Source organism: Kribbella jejuensis (assembly GCF_006715085.1).
Classification (GTDB): Bacteria; Actinomycetota; Actinomycetes; order Propionibacteriales; family Kribbellaceae; genus Kribbella; species Kribbella jejuensis.
The window spans coordinates 3,059,872-3,080,450 of sequence record NZ_VFMM01000001.1; the positions used below are offsets into that span (position 1 = coordinate 3,059,872).

The 20,579-nt window shown below is 67.5% G+C and carries 14 protein-coding genes; 2 read left to right on the forward strand and 12 right to left on the reverse strand.

Going from position 1 to position 20,579, the window contains the following annotated elements:
* Window positions 1–8 precede the first annotated feature (8 nt).
* Complete coding sequence (locus FB475_RS15130) at window positions 9–470, forward strand: GtrA family protein (protein WP_141856499.1); 462 nt, start codon at window positions 9–11, stop codon at window positions 468–470.
* On the opposite strand, the gene FB475_RS15135 is transcribed toward FB475_RS15130, so the two are convergent.
* From FB475_RS15135 to FB475_RS15170, 8 genes are all read right to left on the reverse strand, one after another.
* Window positions 382–2,565 (reverse strand): glycosyltransferase, encoded by a 2,184-nt coding sequence (locus FB475_RS15135; RefSeq protein WP_238332158.1) that lies wholly within the window; start codon window positions 2,563–2,565, stop codon window positions 382–384. The genes FB475_RS15130 and FB475_RS15135 overlap by 89 nt on opposite strands.
* Entirely contained in the window at window positions 2,562–3,461 is a 900-nt protein-coding gene (locus FB475_RS15140; RefSeq protein ID WP_185759259.1) for an NAD-dependent epimerase/dehydratase family protein, read from the reverse strand. Before FB475_RS15140 ends, FB475_RS15135 begins: the two co-directional genes overlap by 4 nt.
* Window positions 3,462–3,514: 53 nt before the next feature.
* Window positions 3,515–4,531 carry an HD domain-containing protein gene (locus FB475_RS15145; protein ID WP_141856504.1) on the reverse strand — a complete coding sequence of 339 codons (1,017 nt, stop codon included), beginning with the start codon at window positions 4,529–4,531 and terminating at the stop codon, window positions 3,515–3,517.
* The gene (locus FB475_RS15150; RefSeq protein WP_141856506.1) at window positions 4,524–4,781 is read right to left on the reverse strand and encodes a hypothetical protein; all 258 of its coding nucleotides are present in this window, start codon (window positions 4,779–4,781) and stop codon (window positions 4,524–4,526) included. Before FB475_RS15150 ends, FB475_RS15145 begins: the two co-directional genes overlap by 8 nt.
* Entirely contained in the window at window positions 4,774–5,727 is a 954-nt protein-coding gene (locus FB475_RS15155; protein WP_141856508.1) for a nucleotidyltransferase family protein, read from the reverse strand. Before FB475_RS15155 ends, FB475_RS15150 begins: the two co-directional genes overlap by 8 nt.
* Window positions 5,728–6,088: 361 nt before the next feature.
* Complete coding sequence (locus FB475_RS15160; RefSeq protein ID WP_141856510.1) at window positions 6,089–8,770, reverse strand: ATP-binding protein; 2,682 nt, start codon at window positions 8,768–8,770, stop codon at window positions 6,089–6,091.
* 34 nt (window positions 8,771–8,804) lie between these two features.
* Complete coding sequence (locus FB475_RS15165; protein WP_141856512.1) at window positions 8,805–10,619, reverse strand: hypothetical protein; 1,815 nt, start codon at window positions 10,617–10,619, stop codon at window positions 8,805–8,807.
* The gene (locus tag FB475_RS15170; RefSeq protein WP_141856514.1) at window positions 10,612–11,220 is read right to left on the reverse strand and encodes a hypothetical protein; all 609 of its coding nucleotides are present in this window, start codon (window positions 11,218–11,220) and stop codon (window positions 10,612–10,614) included. Before FB475_RS15170 ends, FB475_RS15165 begins: the two co-directional genes overlap by 8 nt.
* A gap of 328 nt (window positions 11,221–11,548) precedes the next feature.
* On the opposite strand from FB475_RS15170, the gene FB475_RS15175 reads away from it, so the two are divergent.
* Window positions 11,549–15,484, forward strand: coding sequence for a GH92 family glycosyl hydrolase (locus tag FB475_RS15175; protein ID WP_238332159.1), 3,936 nt, complete (start codon window positions 11,549–11,551; stop codon window positions 15,482–15,484).
* 23 nt (window positions 15,485–15,507) lie between these two features.
* On the opposite strand, the gene FB475_RS15180 is transcribed toward FB475_RS15175, so the two are convergent.
* The 4 genes from FB475_RS15180 to FB475_RS15195 all read right to left on the reverse strand — a co-directional run bounded on the left by FB475_RS15180 (window position 15,508) and on the right by FB475_RS15195 (window position 20,525).
* On the reverse strand, window positions 15,508–16,239 hold the full coding sequence (locus tag FB475_RS15180) for a hypothetical protein (protein WP_141856517.1): 732 nt from the start codon (window positions 16,237–16,239) through the stop codon (window positions 15,508–15,510).
* Window positions 16,236–16,748: a SigE family RNA polymerase sigma factor gene (locus tag FB475_RS15185; RefSeq protein WP_238332160.1), complete on the reverse strand. Its 513-nt coding sequence runs from the start codon at window positions 16,746–16,748 to the stop codon at window positions 16,236–16,238. The genes FB475_RS15180 and FB475_RS15185 overlap by 4 nt, the downstream gene beginning before the upstream one ends.
* A 273-nt stretch (window positions 16,749–17,021) precedes the next feature.
* Window positions 17,022–18,131, reverse strand: coding sequence for a mannosyltransferase family protein (locus FB475_RS15190; RefSeq protein ID WP_141856521.1), 1,110 nt, complete (start codon window positions 18,129–18,131; stop codon window positions 17,022–17,024).
* 150 nt (window positions 18,132–18,281) lie between these two features.
* Window positions 18,282–20,525, reverse strand: coding sequence for a transglycosylase domain-containing protein (locus FB475_RS15195; protein ID WP_141856523.1), 2,244 nt, complete (start codon window positions 20,523–20,525; stop codon window positions 18,282–18,284).
* Window positions 20,526–20,579 lie beyond the last annotated feature (54 nt).

The window sequence follows — 20,579 nt, forward strand, 5'->3', positions numbered from 1 at the left end:
AGGCCCCGATGCGCGCTCTCACCAAGCTCCGGGCCGACCGCGGCAGATTGTTGCTGTGGGCGAAGTACTCGGCATCCTCCGTGTTCGCCACCGTGGTCAGCCAGGTGGCGTTCGCGCTGTGTTACTGGTTCGGTACGCCGGCCCTGGTCGCGAACCTGGTCGCCTGGCTGACGGGCGCGATCCCGAACTACCTGCTGAACCGGCACTACACCTGGGGCCGCAGCGGCCAGAAGTTGCCGTACACAATCATCGTGGTCGGGTCCGCGGTCATCGCCGCGCTGGTCACCTCGCTGACCGATCACGCGGTGCAGCCGATCGATTCCCATGCGTGGAAGACGGTGCTGGTGACCGGTTCGTACCTCGGTACCTACGGGGTGCTGTTCATCGCGAAGTTCGCGCTGTTCGATCGGCTGGTGTTCGCCAAGCCTGCCGCCGCCGACGCCGACGCACATACTCCCGTAGCCAGGTAGTCGTCATCACCCGGCCGTAGTTCGCGCCGTACACGAGCCCCGGCCCCTTCTTGCTGCTCCCGTCGCCGCGGCGGCGCATCGTCATCGGCAGCTCGACCACCCGGGCGCCAAGCGCGAGCGCACCCAGCAGCAGCTCGGACGACTGGTACTGCGGTTCGCGCAACGTCACCGCGGTCGCGAGCTCGGCCCGCATCGCGCGGAACCCGAACGACGTGTCGGTCAGCTGCTTCCGGGTCAGGATCGACGCGAGTACGGCGAACACCCGGACGCCGACCCAGCGCAGCCGGCTGTCCGCGTCCTCGGCACCGAGACGGCGGGACCCGGTGACGAAATCGGCCTTGTCTTCGAGGATCGGAGTCAGCAGAGTCGTCAACTCGTCGTTGTCGTACTGGCCGTCGGCGTCGGTAGTGACGACGTACCGCGCTCCGCCTTCGAAGGCCAGGTGGTATCCGAGGCGCAGTGCCGCGCCCTGGCCGCGGTTGACCGGGGCAACGCAGACGTGTGCTCCATGAGCACGGGCGATCTCGGCGGTGTCGTCGGTGGCGCCGTCGACGACGACCAGGACGTCGACCGGCATGCCTGCGCACGTCTTGGGCATGTTCTGGAGCACCGGAGCGATGCCGCCAGCCTCGTTGTAGGCCGCGATGACTACTACGACGGGGGCATTCGTGTAGTTGAAGCCCTTCGCAGCTGCCGAGTCGACGGCGTCCGGGTAGTCGGCCATCGCTGGGCGTGCCTGGTCCTTGCCGAGGATCGCCCTCAGGCCTATGACACCGGCCAGCGGGAAGAAGATCAGCCCGGGCAGTTGGTAGCGCCAGGAGAACTCGAAGGCTGCTGAGCCGAGTAGCAGGATCAGCCCGGCTGCCGCGGGCAGTAGCGCCGCGGCGCGCAGCCCTGACGTCTTGGCACGCCCCAGACCAGCTGCGGCGGCAAGAGCGATCAGCGCGCACAGCCCGAGGAGGGTGCCGGACGTGTAGCCACCGTGGAGCTGGTACGCGCGAAGAACGACCGCAGGCACATGTGAGACGTGTGGCTCGGACCCTCCCCATTTCACCGCGGCCTTGGCAGTGTTGGGGTCCTTGAGGTTCGGGTAGGTCAGCTGGAACTGCCAGCGGTCCAGCGGTACGTCGTTGGGCGAGCTGGTCCTCGTCGGCGCGAAGCCCTTCGCGAAGTCCTTCAGCGCGGCCCAGGTCACGTCCAGCGGCTGGTGCGTGATGACCAGATGCGCGAACTCGGTCGCCAGCTGGCGTTTCGTCGTGCCGGGAGGCAGCGGGCCCGGCCAGTTCGGGTCGCCGTAGTGGTTGTGCGCGTACTTGTCCACGCCCAGGCGCTGGCCGAGCGGCTCCTTCGGACAGAACAGGCGCGTGCCCTCGTCGAGCGGGAGCTTGTCGCAGTTCGCGACCGTGGCGGTCCGCCCGTACAGAATCTGGTTCTCGGCGCCGGTGAAGCCCCAGCGGCCGGTGTCGATCCGGTAGTACCCGCCGTACGCCGCGAAGACGATCGCGAACCCGGCGACGGCGGCACCGGTACGGCGTACCAGGTCCCTGCCGTGTCTACGCGAGGCGATGATCAGGTAGAGCACCACGGCGATCAGCAGCACCATGCCGATCGCACGGACCGCGAAGGCGGCGCCGATCAGTACACCGACGACGGCCGCGCGCCGCCAGCCCGGTACACCCTTCGCCAGCAGGAGCCAGAGGATCGCTACCAGGATCACGTCGAACGTGGTCTCGGCCATGATGTTCTGCTCGATCTGCACCTGGTAGGCGTCGAGCAGGATCGGCGCGGCGGCCACCGCGGACAGCCAGCGGTAGACGGTCAGCCGGCGGGCCAGGGCGTAGATCGCGACGCCCAGGCCGAGACCCACCAGGTGCTGGACGATGACGACGAGCTTGAGACCGCCCAGCCAGACCAGTGGGCCGAGGACGAAGTCGTAGCCGATCGGGTTCAGCTGGTCGGGGCTCAGCTTGCCCATGTTGGTGAGGTACTGCACGGAGTCCGTGTAGACGATCGCCGGCGTGTAGGCGACGGTCGCGAGCACCCGCAGGACAAGGCCGAGTATGAGGAAGACGAGGAGCAGCCAGTGCTTCCTCACTGCTGCTTGAAGTACTGCCACGTCCGAGCCAAACCCTCTTCCAGGGAAACTGTCGGCTGATACCCGAGATCGTTGGTGATATCAACGACGACCGCAGGCATCTCACCCGCGGGCGCCTCGATGTGTTCGGCCGGCACCGGGCAACCGGTCACCGCGCGCACGGTCTCGATCATCTCCAGCACCGACACCGAACGGCCGGACCCGATGATCGCGCGCCCGTCGTACGAACTGTCGAGCGCGAGCAGCACGCCGCTCACCACGTCGTCGATGAACACCAGGTCGCGCCGCTGCTTGCCGTCGCCGTACACCCGTACGCCGGTCCCGCCCAGCGCGGCTCGCATCATCCGCGGCACGAAGCTGTCCTTGTGCGACATCCCCGGCCCGTACACGTTCGTGAACCGCAGGGCAGCCGTCGCCATCCCGTAGCTCCCGGAGTACGCCGACAGCAGCATCTCGCACGCGGCCTTGGTCGCGCCGTACGGCGTCAGCGGCCGGAGCGGCAGGTCCGCGGTGATCGTCGACGTACCGACATTGCCCACCACGGCGTTGGTGGAGGCGAGCACGAACCGATCCACCCCGCTCCCGCGCGCCAACTCCAGCAGCACCTGAGTGATCGTCACGTTCTGCGCGAAGGTCTGCATCGGCGCATCCACCGACCGCAACACCGAGGTCAACGCCGCCAGATGCACCACGCTCGTGGGCCGCGTCTCGAACGCCGCCACACAGGTCTCCTGCTCCGCAAGATCCCCCGTCACCACGTGCACCCCGTCGTCCCACGACGAGTCCGGCGGCTCCCGATCGACCGCGGTCACCAGCACGCCCCGCTCCCGCAGAGCCGCCACCACGGCCCGCCCGATGAACCCGGAAGCCCCGGTGACCAGCACACGTTCGTCCATGACCCTCAACCTACCCGCGCCGGTCCACCCCCGACCACGCCCATCACGCCTCGTCACCGATCAAGCACTTCGAGCGCATGGGCGTACTTCTTCCGCAGCCGCTCCTGCGTCTCCGCGTCGAGCCGGCTCCGCCGTGCAGGGCTGCTGTTGTGCTCGATGTCGGCACGCTTCACCGGCACGGCGCCTGGAGTGCGGACGAGGCGGGCCAGGTAGTCGTCGTGGTGTTCGCCGGGTCGCCGGGTGAGCGCGTCGACCATCTCGACCACCGGTGGCGGGACGCCCAGATCCGTCAGCTGAGTCAGAGTGCAACTGGTGTCCTCGACCGAGTCGTGCAGCAGCGCCGCCATCTGCTGATACTCGTCCGCACCATCTCGGCGCGCGATCTCAGCGGCGCCACGAACGTGCAGTACATACGGCTCGCCGCTCTTGTCGACCTGCTCGCGATGCACCGCAGCCGCCAACTGATCCGCAGCTTCCAGCGTGTCCACCGGACCGTCGAGGTAGGAGTATGCCGCGGCCCAGGCGGCGTACAACTCCTTCAACCGGTTGTCCACGACCGCCATCGGAACGAACCGCTCGACGGTCTCTGCGTAGTACGACCGCTGCTTTGCAACCCGCGGGTGCGTGTGCAATCGCTGCACGTTGCTGTACCGATCCGACAACTTCAGCAGCAATACGTCCCTCGACGCGCCCGCCAGCCTGCCGAGGTACGCCGTACGCCCTTCGGGTCCGATCGTGACAGCGCCCACCAACTCTGCCGTCCGTTCCCCGAACCGCGCCGCCACCTCCTCCAACGTGCCGTCGGTGTCCTCCACCACGTCATGCAACAACCCGGCCCGCAACAGATCCACATCCGTCACGCCAAGCCCGCTCACCAACACATCCACCACCTGCAACAAGTGCTCCCAGTAAGCCTCTCCGGCAGGCCGCACTTGCCCCCCATGCCACTCAAGCGCCCCCTCGAACGCCACTTCCAACTCCGCAAGCACCGCCCGCGGAAGACGCCCGTTCAAGTCCTCTTCTGCGGCGGGCCATCCATCCCACCCGGCAAACACGCGCATATCAGCCATGCAGCACGTGCTTCCGGTACTCGTCCCAGTTGGGCAGCTCGTACGGCACCGGCTCGTCGGCGTCGAGGTCGTGGAACTCGAACTGACCAGCCAGTTCGCGCTCCCGCAGCAGTGCCCCGGCCTCACTGATCACCACCCGCGCAGCCGCGTCGTCGGCGTACCTACGAGCATCCACAACGAACGCTGCCTTGAGATCGCCGTCGACCTGCACAAACCCGATGCCGACCCACAGGTTGTCCGCGTCAGTCATGCCATCTGCTCCTTGTCTCTTCCTGGTCCAGGGCCGCCGCCTCGGCCTGCATTCGCCGTACCTTGTCCTGCTCAGCCTCGGTCGGGCGGATGTACGGCTTGTAGACAGTGTTGTGCTCGAGATCCGACGCGATCGAGGCGCGCCAGGTACACAGTTGCAGCTCGAACGTGTACGGCGTCTTGTTCACCTCGACCGCGACGATCAGCGGGATGACGCGGTACGCCGGGTTGTGTGGCTTCGGGCCCGCGTACATGTTCTCCAGTTCGAGGATCCGGCCGCCGTCCCCTGAACCGAAACGCTCGTCGATGGTCGACAGCAGGCGCTCGAGGTGTTCGGTGTCCGCCACCGTGATCCGTGCTCCGACGGCATCGATCACGTCACCGATCTGGTAGTCGGGTCGGCCGGGCCGTCCCTCGGATCCTCTCGACATCCGCTCGACCTTGTCATGCAGACCGTCGGCATCCTTGGCTCGGATGCTTCGGCGACCGTCCACCTCACGGGCGAGCTCACCGACCTCGCGCCCCACTTGCGGTACGACATCGTCGACGAGCCGGCGACCGTAGTCCTGAACCAGCAGGCGCTCCTCGGCCGAAGGCCTCGCTCCGACCGAACGTGCCGCGTCCACATCCTTGCAATGGGCAACATATTCCGCCTTCCGGGACCGGCCGTCGGCTTGATGGTTGACCTCCTGCCGGACTGGCTCGAACAGCGGCCCACGTCCCGGGTTGTCGACGTTGAAGTCGTCGAGGTCACGATTCGCCAGCAGCCGCTCGTCGGCGAGCTCGCTGATCGTGAACAGGGCCTTCGGCCGCCGTTTGGCGCTGTTCAGGCTGCCGACCACATCCAGCGGATGCTCCTTGTCGGCAACCAGTCGCTCGACAACTCGCGACACGTCCGGATGCCGCTCGTCGAGCGCATCCCGAACCGCGCGAACGGTCTCGACCACCGGCCGATCATCCAGCCTGCGCCCTTCGGTCACAGCCTGTGGCTTCGGCTCAACCCGAGCCTCGGGGGCGGTTTCCGCCCGTTCTACACCTTCAACTCGCTCATGCTCTGTCACCGCTGGACGCGCCGGCTCAGTTCGCTCCTCGCGGAGCACCTGCTTCGCAGCCGGGCGGTCATCCTGCCTGCGATCTTCAGCCGTGATCGCCGGCTTCGGGTCAGCTCGGTTCTCGGTGTCCGACGTGTACCGCAGTCGCGTGATCGTGTCGTCGGCGACCGTGGCAGGAGGGCGGTCGGGCGTCGACTCCGTCCCCGGAGGCTGGTCTTCGGGGCGATCGTCCAGGCTTCGGCCCTCGCGATGCAGTTCAGCCACGGCGTTGCTCGTCCGTCGTGGCTGCTAGGCGGAACACATGCTGATGCCAACTGTTCGGCACGCGAAGGAAGCGAGCGGATTCGACAAGCTGACCGGTGGTGTCTGCGGCGCCGGAGAGTTCGGCGATCACGGTGGCCAGCCGACCGTCGCCCCAGAGCAGCGCGCTCGCTGGTAGGCGGCTGCCCGGACGAGACATGTAGCTCCGCAACTGTTCATCGATCGTGGTCCCGGTGAGCGTCAGCCCCCGGTTCCGCCACGCCGCGGTCATCGGGTGCTGCTGGTCCGACGGCCCGCGCCACCCGTTCAAGGCTTCGGCGACATCGGCAAAGCGGTATCGGCCGGCCTGCCAGCGGACCTCGGACGTCATCGGACATGCCGCCGCGCCGCCGACCAGTGCCCGGTTGACGGTCTTCGCCAAGTGTTCGGTCAAGCGCCATGGCTCGTAGTCGCCGCTGATCAGCGGTGCACGCGCGGCAACCGATCGGGTGACGGCTTCCGCGACCGCACACTCGCGAATCCGTTCAGGCAACCCGCTGGGCAGCACCTCCGAGCACAGCACCGGCCGCCCCAAGCCTGCAACGTGCGCAATCGTCAGGAACTCCACAAACAGTGTGAGCCGGGGATTGTCAGCCAGTACGGCGTTCGCGTCACCTATGTTTCGAAGCGTGCAAGGCACTGCCCAGCATGTCTCCACACAGGCAGCGGTCCGCCGTCCCGTCAGACCTACGGTCGGGGGTGCGGCGGCACGTCGTTCTCGGTTTTCGCCGTTGGGGATCTTCAGGAGGACGGGGCGGTCCATGCCGTCGGTGAAGGTGGTGGCCTGGCCGGGTGGGAGGGAGACTACCGCTCGGGATTGAGGAGTGGTGAGGTTCATGGAGGCGCCGACGGTTTCGCGGTCGTCGGCGGCGGGGAGGCGGTGGAGGAGTTTGAGGGCGGAGTTCTTTACGACGTCGGGGATGACCTTGCTGGGGATCTGTTCGGCTACGACGATTCCTTCGCCGTAGGCTCGGATCTCGGCGAGGAGGCCGGCGAACAGTTCGACGGCGTGGTTGGGTTCGGTGGTTGCCTTGAGCAAGCGGTGGGCTTCTTCCACAACCGTTACGTGCCGGAGGCCGGGTGCCGCGGTGCGGTGGACCCGGAGGTGCTCGATCAGGCGGATCAGGACGACGCCCATGCAGAACGCCTTGTCCTGGTCGTCGCCGACGTCTTCCAGTTCGAGTACCACGTTGCGGCTGAGAAGGTCGCCGACGTCGAGCGGATGACCGGCGCCGAGGAAGCGACCGGGCGTGCCCAGGAGGAGTGAGGTGAGGCGGACGTCGACGAAGCCGCGTACATCGGCGGCCAGTTCGGCGCCGTACCCGATGTCGTCAACTACTTGACGCGCTGTTCGATGCAGGTCGGCCAGGGTTGGATACTGCGTGGCACCCGAACTCATCACCAGGTCCCAGCCGTACGACGTGTAGCACCGGGTGAGCGCCTGGCTCAGGACCTGCGGAAACGGTTCGTGGGCCTCGAACGCGGCCAGGAACAACGCACGCACGAGATCCAGGTGGGTCTGAAGCGGGAAGCCGGCCTCGGGTTCGAGCGGGTTGAGGCTGAGCGGTACGGCGTCCGGGTCGCCGAGGCGGATGACCGCGACCGACGCGTCGGAGCCGAGGCGCCCGGCCATTCCGGCGTACTCCGCCTTCGCCGGTTCGATCACCAGCCACGGTACGGCGGCCGCGCTGAAGCCCTCCAGCAGGTGCCGGATCGTCTGCGACTTGCCCGAACCGGTTGCTCCGGCAACGAACGCGTGCCGGTTGAGCGTTTCCCGCGACACCGTCATCGGGCCCACGACCCGCCCTGCCGTGTCGATGACGTCGCCCAGCGGGATGCCGTCCACCGGCGTCTCCGGCATCAGATCGAACCGCACCTGCTCGACCGCACGTACGCCGGCAATCTCCCGCACAGGCGGCCGCGCCACCGCCGCCAGGAACTCCCCTGTCGCCACAAAGCTGAGCGCCGCGGAGCCGGCCGTAGGAGAGCCATCCGCCGACGCAGGCTGGACGGTCAGTGCGTAGGGCGTGGCGTGCAAGTCGGCCGTACCTGACAAGGTCTGCGCGACCACCCGAGCCGTCGCCTCGTCGGCGGCCCCGGCGCGGACTCGTACCGTCCACAGGCCGCCCTGTGCCGCGGAGAAGTCCCGGTACCGCGCCCGGTTGCGTTCCAGTTCGAGCGCGTCACGCCCCGAGATCTTCTCCCGGTCCAGCCCGATCGTCATCTGCAGGTGCAGGTCGTCCAGCAACTCGCCACGCTCGAGCACCGGAACCGCCTCGACGAGCCAGGCGAACGGCGGCAGAGTGTCCACCAGATCCTCGAGCACGCCGACCGGCTCGACCTCGGCTTCGGGCAAGGCCGTGAGTACGTCGTGCACACCGCCGATGCTCACCCAGCAAGGGAAGTCCACAGGATCGGCCGGCACTACCTGGGTACCCGGCGGGTACACGTCGCCGCGTACCTCGATCGGGCCGCCGGCGGTTGTACGTGTCCAGCAGAACCCGAACGGCCGGCCCGCGGCAGCGCGCAGGGTCAGTGCGGGCAGCAGTCCCCGCCGCAAAGCGGTCAATCGGTCGGCCGCGTCCGCATCCGGGCCGCCGGCGAGCGGCACCTCGGTGATCCGCCACTCCGGGATCACGTCGCACCCCGCCGCCGGTTGCAGTCCACGGCGATCACGGCGGTCCCAGCCGCGGATCGCAGTCGCCCAGCCGCGGACTCGCCGGATCGAGCGGGTCGACCATCACGAACGCGGTCGGCGACAACCCCTGCAGTACGGTCGGTTCCATCGAGTACTCGTATGTGCGCTGGTACCCGATCGACGTACTCTCCGTCGTCCCGCTCGATGCGGACGTCGACGTCGACTCGGACCACGACGTACCGCCGGTGGTCGAGGAGGAGTACTGCTCACCGGAGCTCTTCGACCCCGATCGGTGCCGCCGGCTGAACAGCAACCCGAACGTGGCCTGCCGGCTGTCCGACGTCTGTACGCCGACCGAGTCGCTCGTCGACGCGCTGTTGCCGCGGGTGGTGCTGTCGGAGGTGGAGGTCGATGTGTTCGTCCCATGTGAGTACGTGAACTGACTCGCCACCAACCGGTGCTGCCGCCCGATGAACGTCGCCGCCTGCTCGGCCTCCTTCGCGTTTCCGAGGCGCATGAACAGTACGGCATCCCCGCCGCCGAGGACCTCGACCGCGCTGTCCCGCAGGTGCGCGAACAACAGGACCAGACGCAGACCGTTCCGCCGGCAGATGCTGTCGAAGCGCTCCAGGTCCGGCCGCGCGAGGGCGTCCGCTCCCGCGATCACCACGATCCGCTCGCCGCGTCCGGACAACTGGCCGCGCTGGATCCGGACCATGGCGATCTGGAACAGCAGATGCCTCAACAACCCGGCGGTCAGCTCGGACTCCCGGTGCGACAGTTCGAAGACACGCAAGGAGACGTCCTCGCCGTCCCAGCCGTCCATCGGCTCGTCACCGGTCACCGCAGCCAGTCGCTGTACACCGGCCGCCAGCCGGAACAGCCGCGCCTCCGCCGACCGTCGGGCCGACTCGCTGAGGAGGTCGGTCAGCGTCGCGTACTCGGACCGCGTCAGCGCACCACGCTGGTCCGGTGTCAGCTGCCGCAGCAACACCTGAAACGCAAGGCTGAGCCTCGTGAAGGTGACAGGTGCGTCAGTCAGGCACTGGGCAACCTGTTGAACCAGAGTCGCGTCAACACCGCGCGACTCGCTCTGCTCGGGCTCGGCTGCCCGTAGGCCTTCAGCCACCACCACACCGATGTCGTCCGCACTCAGACCCGCCAGCGGGTTCACCGAGTGCTCCGGTACTACGGACGCTCGGATCGGTGCGCCGTGCTCCTCGGCCAGGCGCTGCAGCGGCTCGACCACGGAGCCCTGCGTGAGGTCGAGAACCACCAGCCGTCCACCGGCGCTCATGAGCGAGGTGCCCATCGCCAGCAGCACAGCACGCCAGCCGGCCGCAGTACCGCCGTACAGGTCGACCCGCTCCTTCGTCACCGGGCCGACCGGAACCCATGGCCGTACTGCGTCGATCTCGAGCGACCTGATCCGCTCTCGCTCGCGCAGATCCTCCTGCCAGGCCTGCACGTCCCGCTCGAAAGTGAACATCGTGCTGACGCAGCTCGCCAGCCAGAGCTGGTGTTCCTTGACGGTCGACCGCCTCAGCATGTCCGGCCAACCCCAGCACAACCAGGCGAGGCCGAGCGCCACAGCGGCGGGCACCAGCGCCAGCAGCCACTGCACGACGGCAGCGACCACAACAGTCGCCACAACAGCTCCGACCAGTACCCAGGTCAGCACCGGACGGAGACGCTCAGCCGTGGTGCGCTTGGCCTCGAGACCCGCGAGCACCGACGGCGGCGGTACGGCGGGGACGACGGGGGCCGGTTGCTCGACGACCACGACCTCTCGACCGCGATACTCCCAGCCCCACTGCTCGGCCTCACGCGTCGCAACGACCTCAGCCACCGCTCCCACCGCCCAACCGCTCCAGCACCACGCCGCGCGCCAGCTCGGCCAGCGTCGTCTCCGCCTCGTCGATGGTGGCGGTCGCGCGGTCGACCGTCGCCTCCCGCTCGGCATCGTCCGCCGCGGTGAACCGACGCCGGCAGCCGGCGCAGTGTGTCGCGGGCGGGTCCGACCATGCCCCGCAGTACGAGCATCGACGGGCCTGGAGCATGCGCTCGGCTGTGGACAACCGCTGACGCTCCAGCAACGCCCGCTGCCAACGGAGCTGCGCCTGCGGTAAGTACTCCACCAACTGCTTGTCGCTGAAGCTCCTGCCGCCTCCTGCCAGCACCGCGGCGGTCAGCCGCGCTGCAGCGTCCCTGTGCACAGGGGATGGCTTCCCGATCGGTCCGACGGTCACCAGCAACGGGAACCAGCCGAGGGTCTGCAGCCGCAGCGCCGCGTGACCGCGGGTCCAGCGCAGCGCCATCGTCGAGTTCTCGGCTGGGTCCGTGACCCAGCCGGCCGGGCGGAGCGCCACCTGGAACAGCGCCCGCTGCGGATCGTCCAGCGCGGCATGCGGGAGTAGGAGGTGCGTGTACGGCCGGCGCACGAGCTCCACAGCCATTCCTCCCGAGAACAGGCGGTCTCCTCCGGACCGCGCAAAGTAACTGTAGTTACCGACTGTGCCTGTCGCAGCCCGATCGAGTTGCAGCTTGTGGAAAACTCCCGACCGAAGGCGGCTGTGTGCGACGAGATCTTGACCCGGAGTGATCGGCGGGAGACGATTCCGGCCGGGCGCGGGCTGACAACCTTGTCATCGGGGCCGCGCACCCACACCGGCGGACGGGGGTCGCGTCGGTCCGGCCGTGCAAGGAGCGTAGATGGATCTCCGCCGCCCACTGGGGCTCGTCACGTCTCTCACGTTGGTTGTGACAATGTCTGTTGCCATGACGCCAGCGCATGCTGCTCCAGCCTCAGCACAGGAGGTTGTCAGCGGTACGTCGTACTTCACCTCGTTCGAGTCCGGTCAGCCGCAACCGGGGTACACCGACACGGTCGAGACCGGCCCGGACGGGAAGCCGCGCACCGAGGGTGTCCGCGGACCGACGCCGACCGGCATCGGCGGCAGCCAGATGGACAAGGTCACCAAGGTGACCGCGAACGGCGAGAACACCGGCGGCGGCGAGATCGCCACCAACGCCGCCGACGGGGACAAGTTCACCAAGTGGCTGGTGTTCGAGCCGACCGGGTGGCTGATCTACCAGACCTCGGCGCCGGTCGTGATCAGGAAGTACGCGCTGACCTCGGCGAACGACGCCGACGGCCGCGACCCGCAGAACTGGACCGTCTCCGGTTCGAACGACGGGACTACCTGGACCACGCTGGACACCCAGACCGGTCAGAGCTTCGAGAAGCGCTTCCAGACCAAGGAGTACAGCTTCGCCAACGACACGGCGTACACGTACTTCAAGCTCGACATCACGCTGAACCACGGCGAGAACATCGTCCAGCTCGCCGACTGGTACCTGTCGAACGGCGACCCGCTGCCGCCGCCCGGGCCGGTCGCCGAGTCGCGGCTCGACTCCGGCCCGACCAGCGCGTACAACGCCCGCGCCCGGGTCGGCTTCACCGGCGTGAAGTCCTTCCGGTACGCCGGCCACCAGGACGCCGAGGGCCGCGGGTACACCTGGAACAAGATCTCCGACGTCGACCTCAAGGTCGGCAAGGACACCCGGCTGTCGTACAAGATCTTCCCCGAGCACGTGGAGGGCGACCTCAGCTACCCCAGTACGTACGCCGCGGTGGACCTGGCCTTCGACGACGGGACGTACCTGAGCGACCTGAAGGCGAAGGACCACCACGGGTTCGAGCTGAGCCCGCGCGGCCAGGGCGACTCGAAGGCGCTGTACACGAACCAGTGGAACAACGTCGAGGCGGATCTCGGGAAGGTTGCCGCCGGCAAGACGATCAAGCGGATCCTGGTCGGCTACGACAAGCCGTCCGGACCGGCCGACTTCCGCGGCTGGCTGGACGACATCCGGATCGCGGCCGCGATCAACCCGGACCGCGCGGCCCAGAAGACCGCGGCCAAGCACCCGTCCGACCTGGCGCTCACCACCCGCGGCACGAACGCGACCGGCGGCTTCTCACGCGGCAACAACTTCCCCGCGACCGCCGTACCGCACGGCTTCAATTTCTGGACCCCGGTGACGAACGCCGGCTCGACCTCCTGGCTGTACGACTATGCCAAGGGCAACAACGAGGCGAACCGGCCGACCATGCAGGCGCTCTCGATCAGCCACGAGCCGAGCCCGTGGATGGGTGACCGGCAGACGTTCCAGGTGATGCCTTCCACGGCCGACACCCCGACCGCGGATCGCAAGGCGCGCGCGTGGTCGTTCAGCCACGACAACGAGATCGCCCGGCCGTACTACTACGGCGTCACGTTCGACAACGGCAACGCGGCCGAGATCGCGCCGACGGACCACGCCGCGATGCTGCGCTTCAGCTTCCCGGCCGGCAAGGCGTCGCTCGTCTTCGACAATGTGAACAACAGCGGCGGCCTGACCCTGGACCCGGCGACCGGCGTCGTCACCGGGTACTCCGACATCAAGAGCGGGTTGTCAACCGGCGCCGGACGGCTGTTCGTGTACGGCGTGGTGGACCAGAAGGTACTTGCCTCGGGCAAGCTGTCGAACGGTGGTGGCGCCAACGTAGGCGGCTACTTCATGTTCGGCGCCGAGACCACCCAGGTGCAACTGCGGATCGCGACCTCGCTGATCGGCACCGAGCAGGCGCGCAAGAACCTCGAGCTCGAACTCCCGGCAGGTTCGAAGTTCGGGCACGTGCGGGATGCCGCGCAGGCGCTGTGGGACAAGAAGCTCAGCACGATCGAGGTCGAGGGAGCGACCGCCGACCAGCTGACCACGCTGTACTCGAACCTCTACCGCCTGTTCCTCTACCCGAACAACGGCTCCGAGAACACCGGCACCGCGTCGAAGCCGGTGATCAGCTACGCGTCCCCGACCTCGCCGAAGGTCGGTACCGACACCCCGACCACGACCGGCTCCAAGATCGTTGCCGGGCAGACGTACGTGAACAACGGCTTCTGGGACACGTACCGCACGGTTTGGCCGGCGTACTCAATGTTGGCGCCAGAAGCTGCCGACCTGGTCAACGGCTTCGTCCAGCAGTACAAGGACGGCGGCTGGATCTCGCGCTGGTCATCGCCCGGCTACGCGAACCTGATGGTCGGTACGTCGTCCGACGTCGCCTTCGCGGACGCGTACCTGAAGGGCATCAAGGGCATCGACGTGCAGGCGATGTACGACGCCGCGGTGAAGAACGCGTCCGTCGTACCGCCGTCGCAGAACGTCGGCCGCAAGGGCATGGACCTGTCCACGTTCAACGGCTACACGGCCAACACCACCGGTGAAGGCTTCAGCTGGTCGATGGACGGCTACATCAACGACTTCGGCATCGCGAACATGTCGAAGAAGCTGTACGACACCGCGAAGAAGAACGACCCGCGCAAGCAGGAGTACCTCGACAACTACAAGTACTTCCTGAACCGGGCCCGGAACTACGTGACGCTGTTCGACCCGGCGATCGGGTTCTTCCAGGGCAAGGACCCGAGCGGCGTCTGGGGCAACTCGCCCAGCACGTTCGACCCGCAGGACTGGGGCCACGACTACACCGAGACGAACGCGTGGAACATGGCGTTCTCGACGCCGCAGGACGGCGCCGGGCTGGCCGCGATCTACGGCGGCCGGGACGGGCTGGCGAAGAAGCTCGACGAGTTCTTCAGCATCCCCGAGGACGCGCTGCACACCGGCGGGTACGGCGGCACCATCCACGAGATGCTCGAGGCCCGGGACGTGCGGATGGGACAGTACGGGCACAGCAACCAGCCGTCGCACCACATCACGTACATGTACGACTTCGCGGGTCAGCCGTGGAAGACGCAGGCGCTCGTACGTGAGGTGCTGTCGCGGCTGTACACCGGTTCCGAGATCGGCCAGGGGTACCCGGGCGACGAGGACAACGGCGAGATGTCGTCGTGGTACATCTTCAGCGCGCTCGGCTTCTACCCGCTGCAGGTCGGTTCGCCGTCGTACGCGATCGGCTCGCCGCTGTTCACCAAGGCGACGATCCGGCTGGCCGGCGGCAAGAAGCTGGTCGTCAGTGCACCTGGTAACAGCTCCACGAACATCTATGTGAAGAGTGTTCGGGTCAATGGGAAGCGATGGACGTCGACGTCGCTCCCGCATTCGTTGATCGCAGAAGGCGGCAAGATCGAGTTCGAGATGACCGACCAGCCGACGTCCTGGGGCACCGGCCGCAACGACGCCCCGCCGTCGATCACCACCCCGGGCGAGGACCCGATGACGTGGCGGGACTCGACCTCCGACACCGGTGCGGTGATCGGTGCGGGTGGTACGGACGTCTCGTCGCTGATCGACAACGACGCCAAGACGCAGGTGACGCTGACCGGTGCACAGCCGACCGTCACGGTCGCGCTGCCGCAGGGCCGGCCGGTCGGCATGTACACACTGACGAGCGGTGCCACCGGTACGGCGCCGTTCGCGTGGACGCTGGAGGGTTCGAACGACGGTACGACGTGGAGCACCGTGGACCGGCGTACCGGTCAGTCCTGGGCGTGGGCGTCGTACACGAGGTCATTCAGCGTGGCGTCGCCCAAGGCGTACACGCAGTACCGCCTGGTGTTCGCTCCGGGAGCTGATGGCGTCACGCTCTCTGAGATCGAACTGCTCGGCACGCTGAAGGGCGTCGAGGCCGGCACGCACCCGAGCGACCAGCGCGTCGCCGAGACGAAGCCGAGCCCGACCCCGTCCCAGTCGATCGACCGCAACTGGGGCTGATCCCCCGTCGCCGGCTCCTGCCGCTACTTGTAGTGGCAGGAACCGGCGAACTTCAGCAGCGTGTTCATGTCCCAGGCCAGGTTGTAGGCATGGTTGCTCACGCCAACGATCTTCGTGCTCTTGCCTGGCTTGATGTACACCTCCTGACGGCCGTTCGGGCTGCCCGGTACGCCAGAGGTGACCGCCAGGTACTTGCCGGCGCGCACCTTCGGCAGCTTCGTCCACGGTGTCGAGTACTTGTCGACGGTGGGGCCCTCGCCCTCATCGATCAGCTCGGTCTGCCGGATGGTCAGGGTGTACGTCGCGCCGTGGAACTTCTTCGCGTCCAGGTTCGGGTCGTACAGGTCCTGCTGCTGTGCGATCGGCGACGCGTACGCGATGCGGACCGCCCAGCCCTTCGGGATCAGGTCGCAGGTGATCACGCCGGGGAACGGTTTGGGATTCGCCACCAGCGGCACCGCGGCCGCCGGGATGACCGGCGGTTTGCGCTTGTCCTGGTCGAACGGCTTGGGTCCAGGGGCCGTGGGCTTCTTGGTGACACTCGCCGCCGGTGCGCCGGACGTCGTACCGGACGGGAGCACCGACCAGCCGACGCCGATGACCAGCGCGGTGGCGACGGCGCCGGCGGCGATACCGGTGATCCGGCGGCGCTTCAGCGCGCGCTGCCCGCGAAGCAGGTCGGCGGTCAGGTCGGCATCGGTGACTCCGGGCTCGGCTCCTGCGGCCTCTTCGAGAAGGTTCTTCAGGTCGGTCATCGCAGGCTCTCCAGGGTCTCGAGGGGCTCGTGCAGGAGATCACGCAACGTCGACAGAGCGCGGGAGGTCTGGGATTTCACTGTCCCCTCCGAACAACCCATCAGCTCGGCGGTGGTGTGGATGTCGAAGTCGCGGAAGTAGCGCAGGACGACGACGGCGTGCTGACGGCGCGGAAGCTTCGCGAGGGCCTCCAGGAGGGTCAACCGCTCGGCCGGGTCCTGGGCCGGCGGCGGCGCCGCGTCGTGGATCCGCTCGGTGCTCGCCTCCCGGTGGCGCCACATCCGCCGGCGCTCGTCGAGGAAGCTGTTCACCAGGATCCGGTCGGCGTACCGCGCCGCGCCGTCCTCGCGCCGCACTTTCGACCAGTGCACGTAGAGCTTGGTCAGCGCGACCTGGACCAGATCCTCGGCCCAGTGCACGTCCCCGGACGCCAGCAGCCGGGCGGTCCGCAGCATCCGGCCGCGGTGCACGGTGACGTACTCGAGGAACTCCGCATCGCGGTCGCTCACGGTCGGCCCTCCCCTTGTCGGTGATCTCCACCCTGCAACTACTGGGTGAAGCCGCGCGGAGGTTGCATCACGACACGAGGGCGACGGCTGAACTGCCATCGCCCTCGGTACCGGATCACCCGGCGGAGCCTGCCCCTGAGAGGTTCCGCCGGAATTCAAGGAGGGGTGGCGGTCCCCGCCCGGACTGCCACCCCTTCACCCCTATCGACGCTCGAACCCGTCCGAGGGTTGCCTCAGCGAAAAACTGTCCACATGCCGGACAGCGGGGTACGTTCAGCCGGACCAGCGGCCGGTGAAGAAGGCGCAGGCCCAGGCGGCGGCCAGTGGTATCGCCAGCCCTAGATAGAGCCGGCCGAGCCACGGTTTTCGCCTGATCAGGACCGCCAGGCCGATCCACAGCGGCCACAGGAGCAGGGTGGCCCGGGTGAGCGAGAAGACCCAGTACGACGTACAGAATGCTCCCAGCGTGGCAGCAACCCACGCGGCCTCACCCCAGGACCGTCGCCAGAGCAGCCAGACCAGGAGCAACAAGCAGACGAACAGAGCGACCAGCTCCGCACGGAACATCCACGTCCAGTCCGTGCGGTCCGCAGGGAAGAAACCTTTCGTCGCAGCCTGCACGGTGTGCTGCAGGGACGTCCACGGCCAGGTGAACTTCCGGGGCCAGCCCTTCTCCTGCGCCTGATGCCAGGCGAACCAGGACCCGTGGATGTGCTTCAGGTACGCCATGAAGCCCAGCACCGGTACGACGGGCAGCGCCAACCAGGGCAGCGAGACCCAGTCGCGCTTCTTGGACGTCAGGAACTCGACGAGCAGGGCGAAGATCAAGAACAGCCCGGACACCCGCACGGTCGACGCCAGCGCCACGAACACGGCTGCCCGCGCCCAGCGCCCCTGCCGCGCCGCCAGCCAGGCGGGGAACGCGAACGCACAGAACAGCGACTCGGTGTACCCGGCAGCGAGGAAGACACCGACCGGAGCGCCGTACCAGACCATGGCCGCGTTCGGCCCGATCCCCTTCAGCTCCGGAAACTCGTACTGCGCCAGGCGCGCGAGGTACACCCCTGCGACCGCACTGGCGACCGCAGACACCACGATGCCCGAGGCAACGTAGCCGATCCCGGTGTAGCTGACGAGGCGGACCAGCAACGGGAAGCCCGGGAAGAACGCAGCGAGTGGCGCACCGGACGGCTCACCGTGGTTGTACCCGTACTGGGCCACCGCGTTCAGATGCGCGACGTCCCACTGCAGCCACGCCTTCCAGACGTGCGGGTAGTCGGGAAAACGGTTGAACAGCAACGGCGCCGAGACCGACAGCAGGAACAACCCCGCCCGGGTGACGAGCCACCACCCGAGCACCTCCCGCCCTTGGGCCGATGGCATCCACCGATGCCACCAGACCGCGGTGACCCGGGCCCGCCGAGCCCGCCGCTCAGGCCGGGGCGCGTCGGAAGCCGCGCGCTCAAACACGCCGCCCACCACCATCCGCCCGAGTCACACGCCTATGGTCTCCCATCCGGCGACCGGCGGAGGCTACTGTCCGGTCCCGGGTGTTCGAGGCGTGTTGGTCGGTTTCGACGGACCGCCGGTCGGCAGCGTGATCACCGGGGTGGTCGTGGTCTGCGTCGGCTTGGTCTTCGTCGGTTTGCCGGTCGGCGTGTTCGGCGGCGGCGTACTGGGCGGCGGAGTACTCGGCGGAGGCGTACTCGGGGGCGGCGTGCTGCTCGGCGTATTCGTCGGCGTGTTGGTCGGCGACGGCGTGTACGTCGGGGTGGTCGTGTCCTTGATCTGGTCCCCACTCGGGTCCGGGAAGCTCACTTCGGGGACGCCCTCGAGGGCGGGCTTCATGAACGCGAGCCAGGTCTGCAGCGGCCAGTTGCCACCGAAGAACGCCTTGTCCGACGAGTACGGGTCGAGGTTGCTCTCACCAGTCTTACCGGCGCGGTACACGACCGCGGTCGAGAGCTGCGGCGTGTAGCCGGTCCACCAGGAGGTCAGGGTCGCGGAACCGGCCATGCAGCCACCGCAGGCCTTGTCCTTGGCACGGTCCTCGACGGCGACGCCACCCGCCGTACCGGTCTTGCCGGCCACTGGACGGCCGAGGTCCTTGGCGCCCGTACCCGTACCATCGGTCACGACGTCCTGCAGGGCGAAGTTGACGGTCCGCGCGATGTCCTGGGGGAAGGCCTGCTTCTTCTGCTTGTCGAGGCTCTTCTCGCTCCAGAGCACCTTGCCGTCCGGACCCTTGACCTCCTTGATCACGTGCAGCGGTGCGTACACACCGTCGGCCGCGAACGTCGCGTAGGCCTCGGCCATGTCGACGGCCGACGCGTAGGGGTCCGGGCCGAGCACGGTCGACGGGTTGTTCCGCCCGTCCTCAAGGTACTTCGTCTTCGGGATACCGGCCGCCTCCGCGGCGGTCACGACCTTGTCGGGCCCGTTGTCCATCTGGTTGTCGACCAGGTCGTAGAACGCAGTGTTGATCGACTGCTCGGTGGCCTTCAGCAACGTGACGTCGCCGTAGTCCCGGTTGAACTCGTTGCCGAGCTTCTGGCCCTGGATCTTGATCGGGCTGTCACCTTGGAAGATGTCGTAGAGGCTCTTGTTGTCCTCCAGCGCCGCAGCCAGCGCGAACGGCTTGAACCCCGATCCAGGTCTGGCCTTCGCCGTCGCCCAGTTCAACTGACTCTTCAGATAGTCGGGCCCGCCGTACATGGCGACCAGTTCACCCGTGCCCGGCTGAACCGACGCCATCCCGATGTGCAGGTTGTCATGCTTGTCCGGCAGTTTGTTCTGCGCTGCTTTGACCATCTTCTGCTGCTGGTCGTAGTCGAAGGTCGTGGTGACCCGCAGACCGCCGCCGCTGATCTGGTCCTCGGTGAAGCCACGTTGCAGCAGTTCCTTGCGCGCCATGTCGAGCAGAAAACCGGCCCAGCCCTTGTAGCGGTTGTTCTTCGGTTTCGGGTTGAGTTTAGGCAGCTTGCTGGCGTACTGCGCCTCCTTGGTCGGCGTGATCGTGCCCATCTGCTGCATGCCGTCCAGGACGTACCGATACCGCTCGATGATCCGCTTGGCGGTCCGCGGATCGTTGAGGTCGTCGACGTCGAACAGCGTGGGGTTGTTGAGCACTGTCGCCAGCAGCGCCGCCTGCGGAACCGACAGGTTCTTCGGATCCGGCACCTGGAAGTACGCGTCGCCGGCGGCGGCGATGCCGTAGGCACCCTTCCCGAAGTAGATCGTGTTGAGGTAGCCCTCGAGCGTCTGGCTCTTGTCCTGTTGCCGGCCGAGCTTGGTCGCGATGAAGAGCTCCTGGAGCTTGCGCGAGACGGTCCGCTCCTGGGTCAGGTACATGACCTTCACGTACTGCTGGGTGATCGTCGAGCCCCCCTGCAATTGCTGGCCGCGCGCGATGTTGTACGCGGCCCGCACCATGCCCTGCGGTGAGATGCCCGGGTTCGTCCAGAACGTCCGGTCCTCCGCTGCGATGACCGCGTCCTGGACGGGCTTGGGAATCTGTGCGAGCGGCACGGAGTGCCGGTTCTGCTCGTAGAAGGCACCGAGCGTCCGGCTGCCGTTGTCCCACGTGACCGTGGTGGTGTTGGTGGCGAACTCCTTGTTCGGGTCCGGGATCTTCGTGGTCTGGTACATGATGAAGAACGCGGCGACCGCGCCGATGATGCCGAGGAAGAAGAGTGCCGCGAGCCAGCCGAGAACCCGGAGCGCCCAGTGCTTCTTCTGCCGGCGCGGCGGGGCGGCCTTTCTACGAGCTTCACTCACAGTGCAATCCTCGACGATCTCGCGGAAGTCATTGCCCCACAGACTACGGTGGGT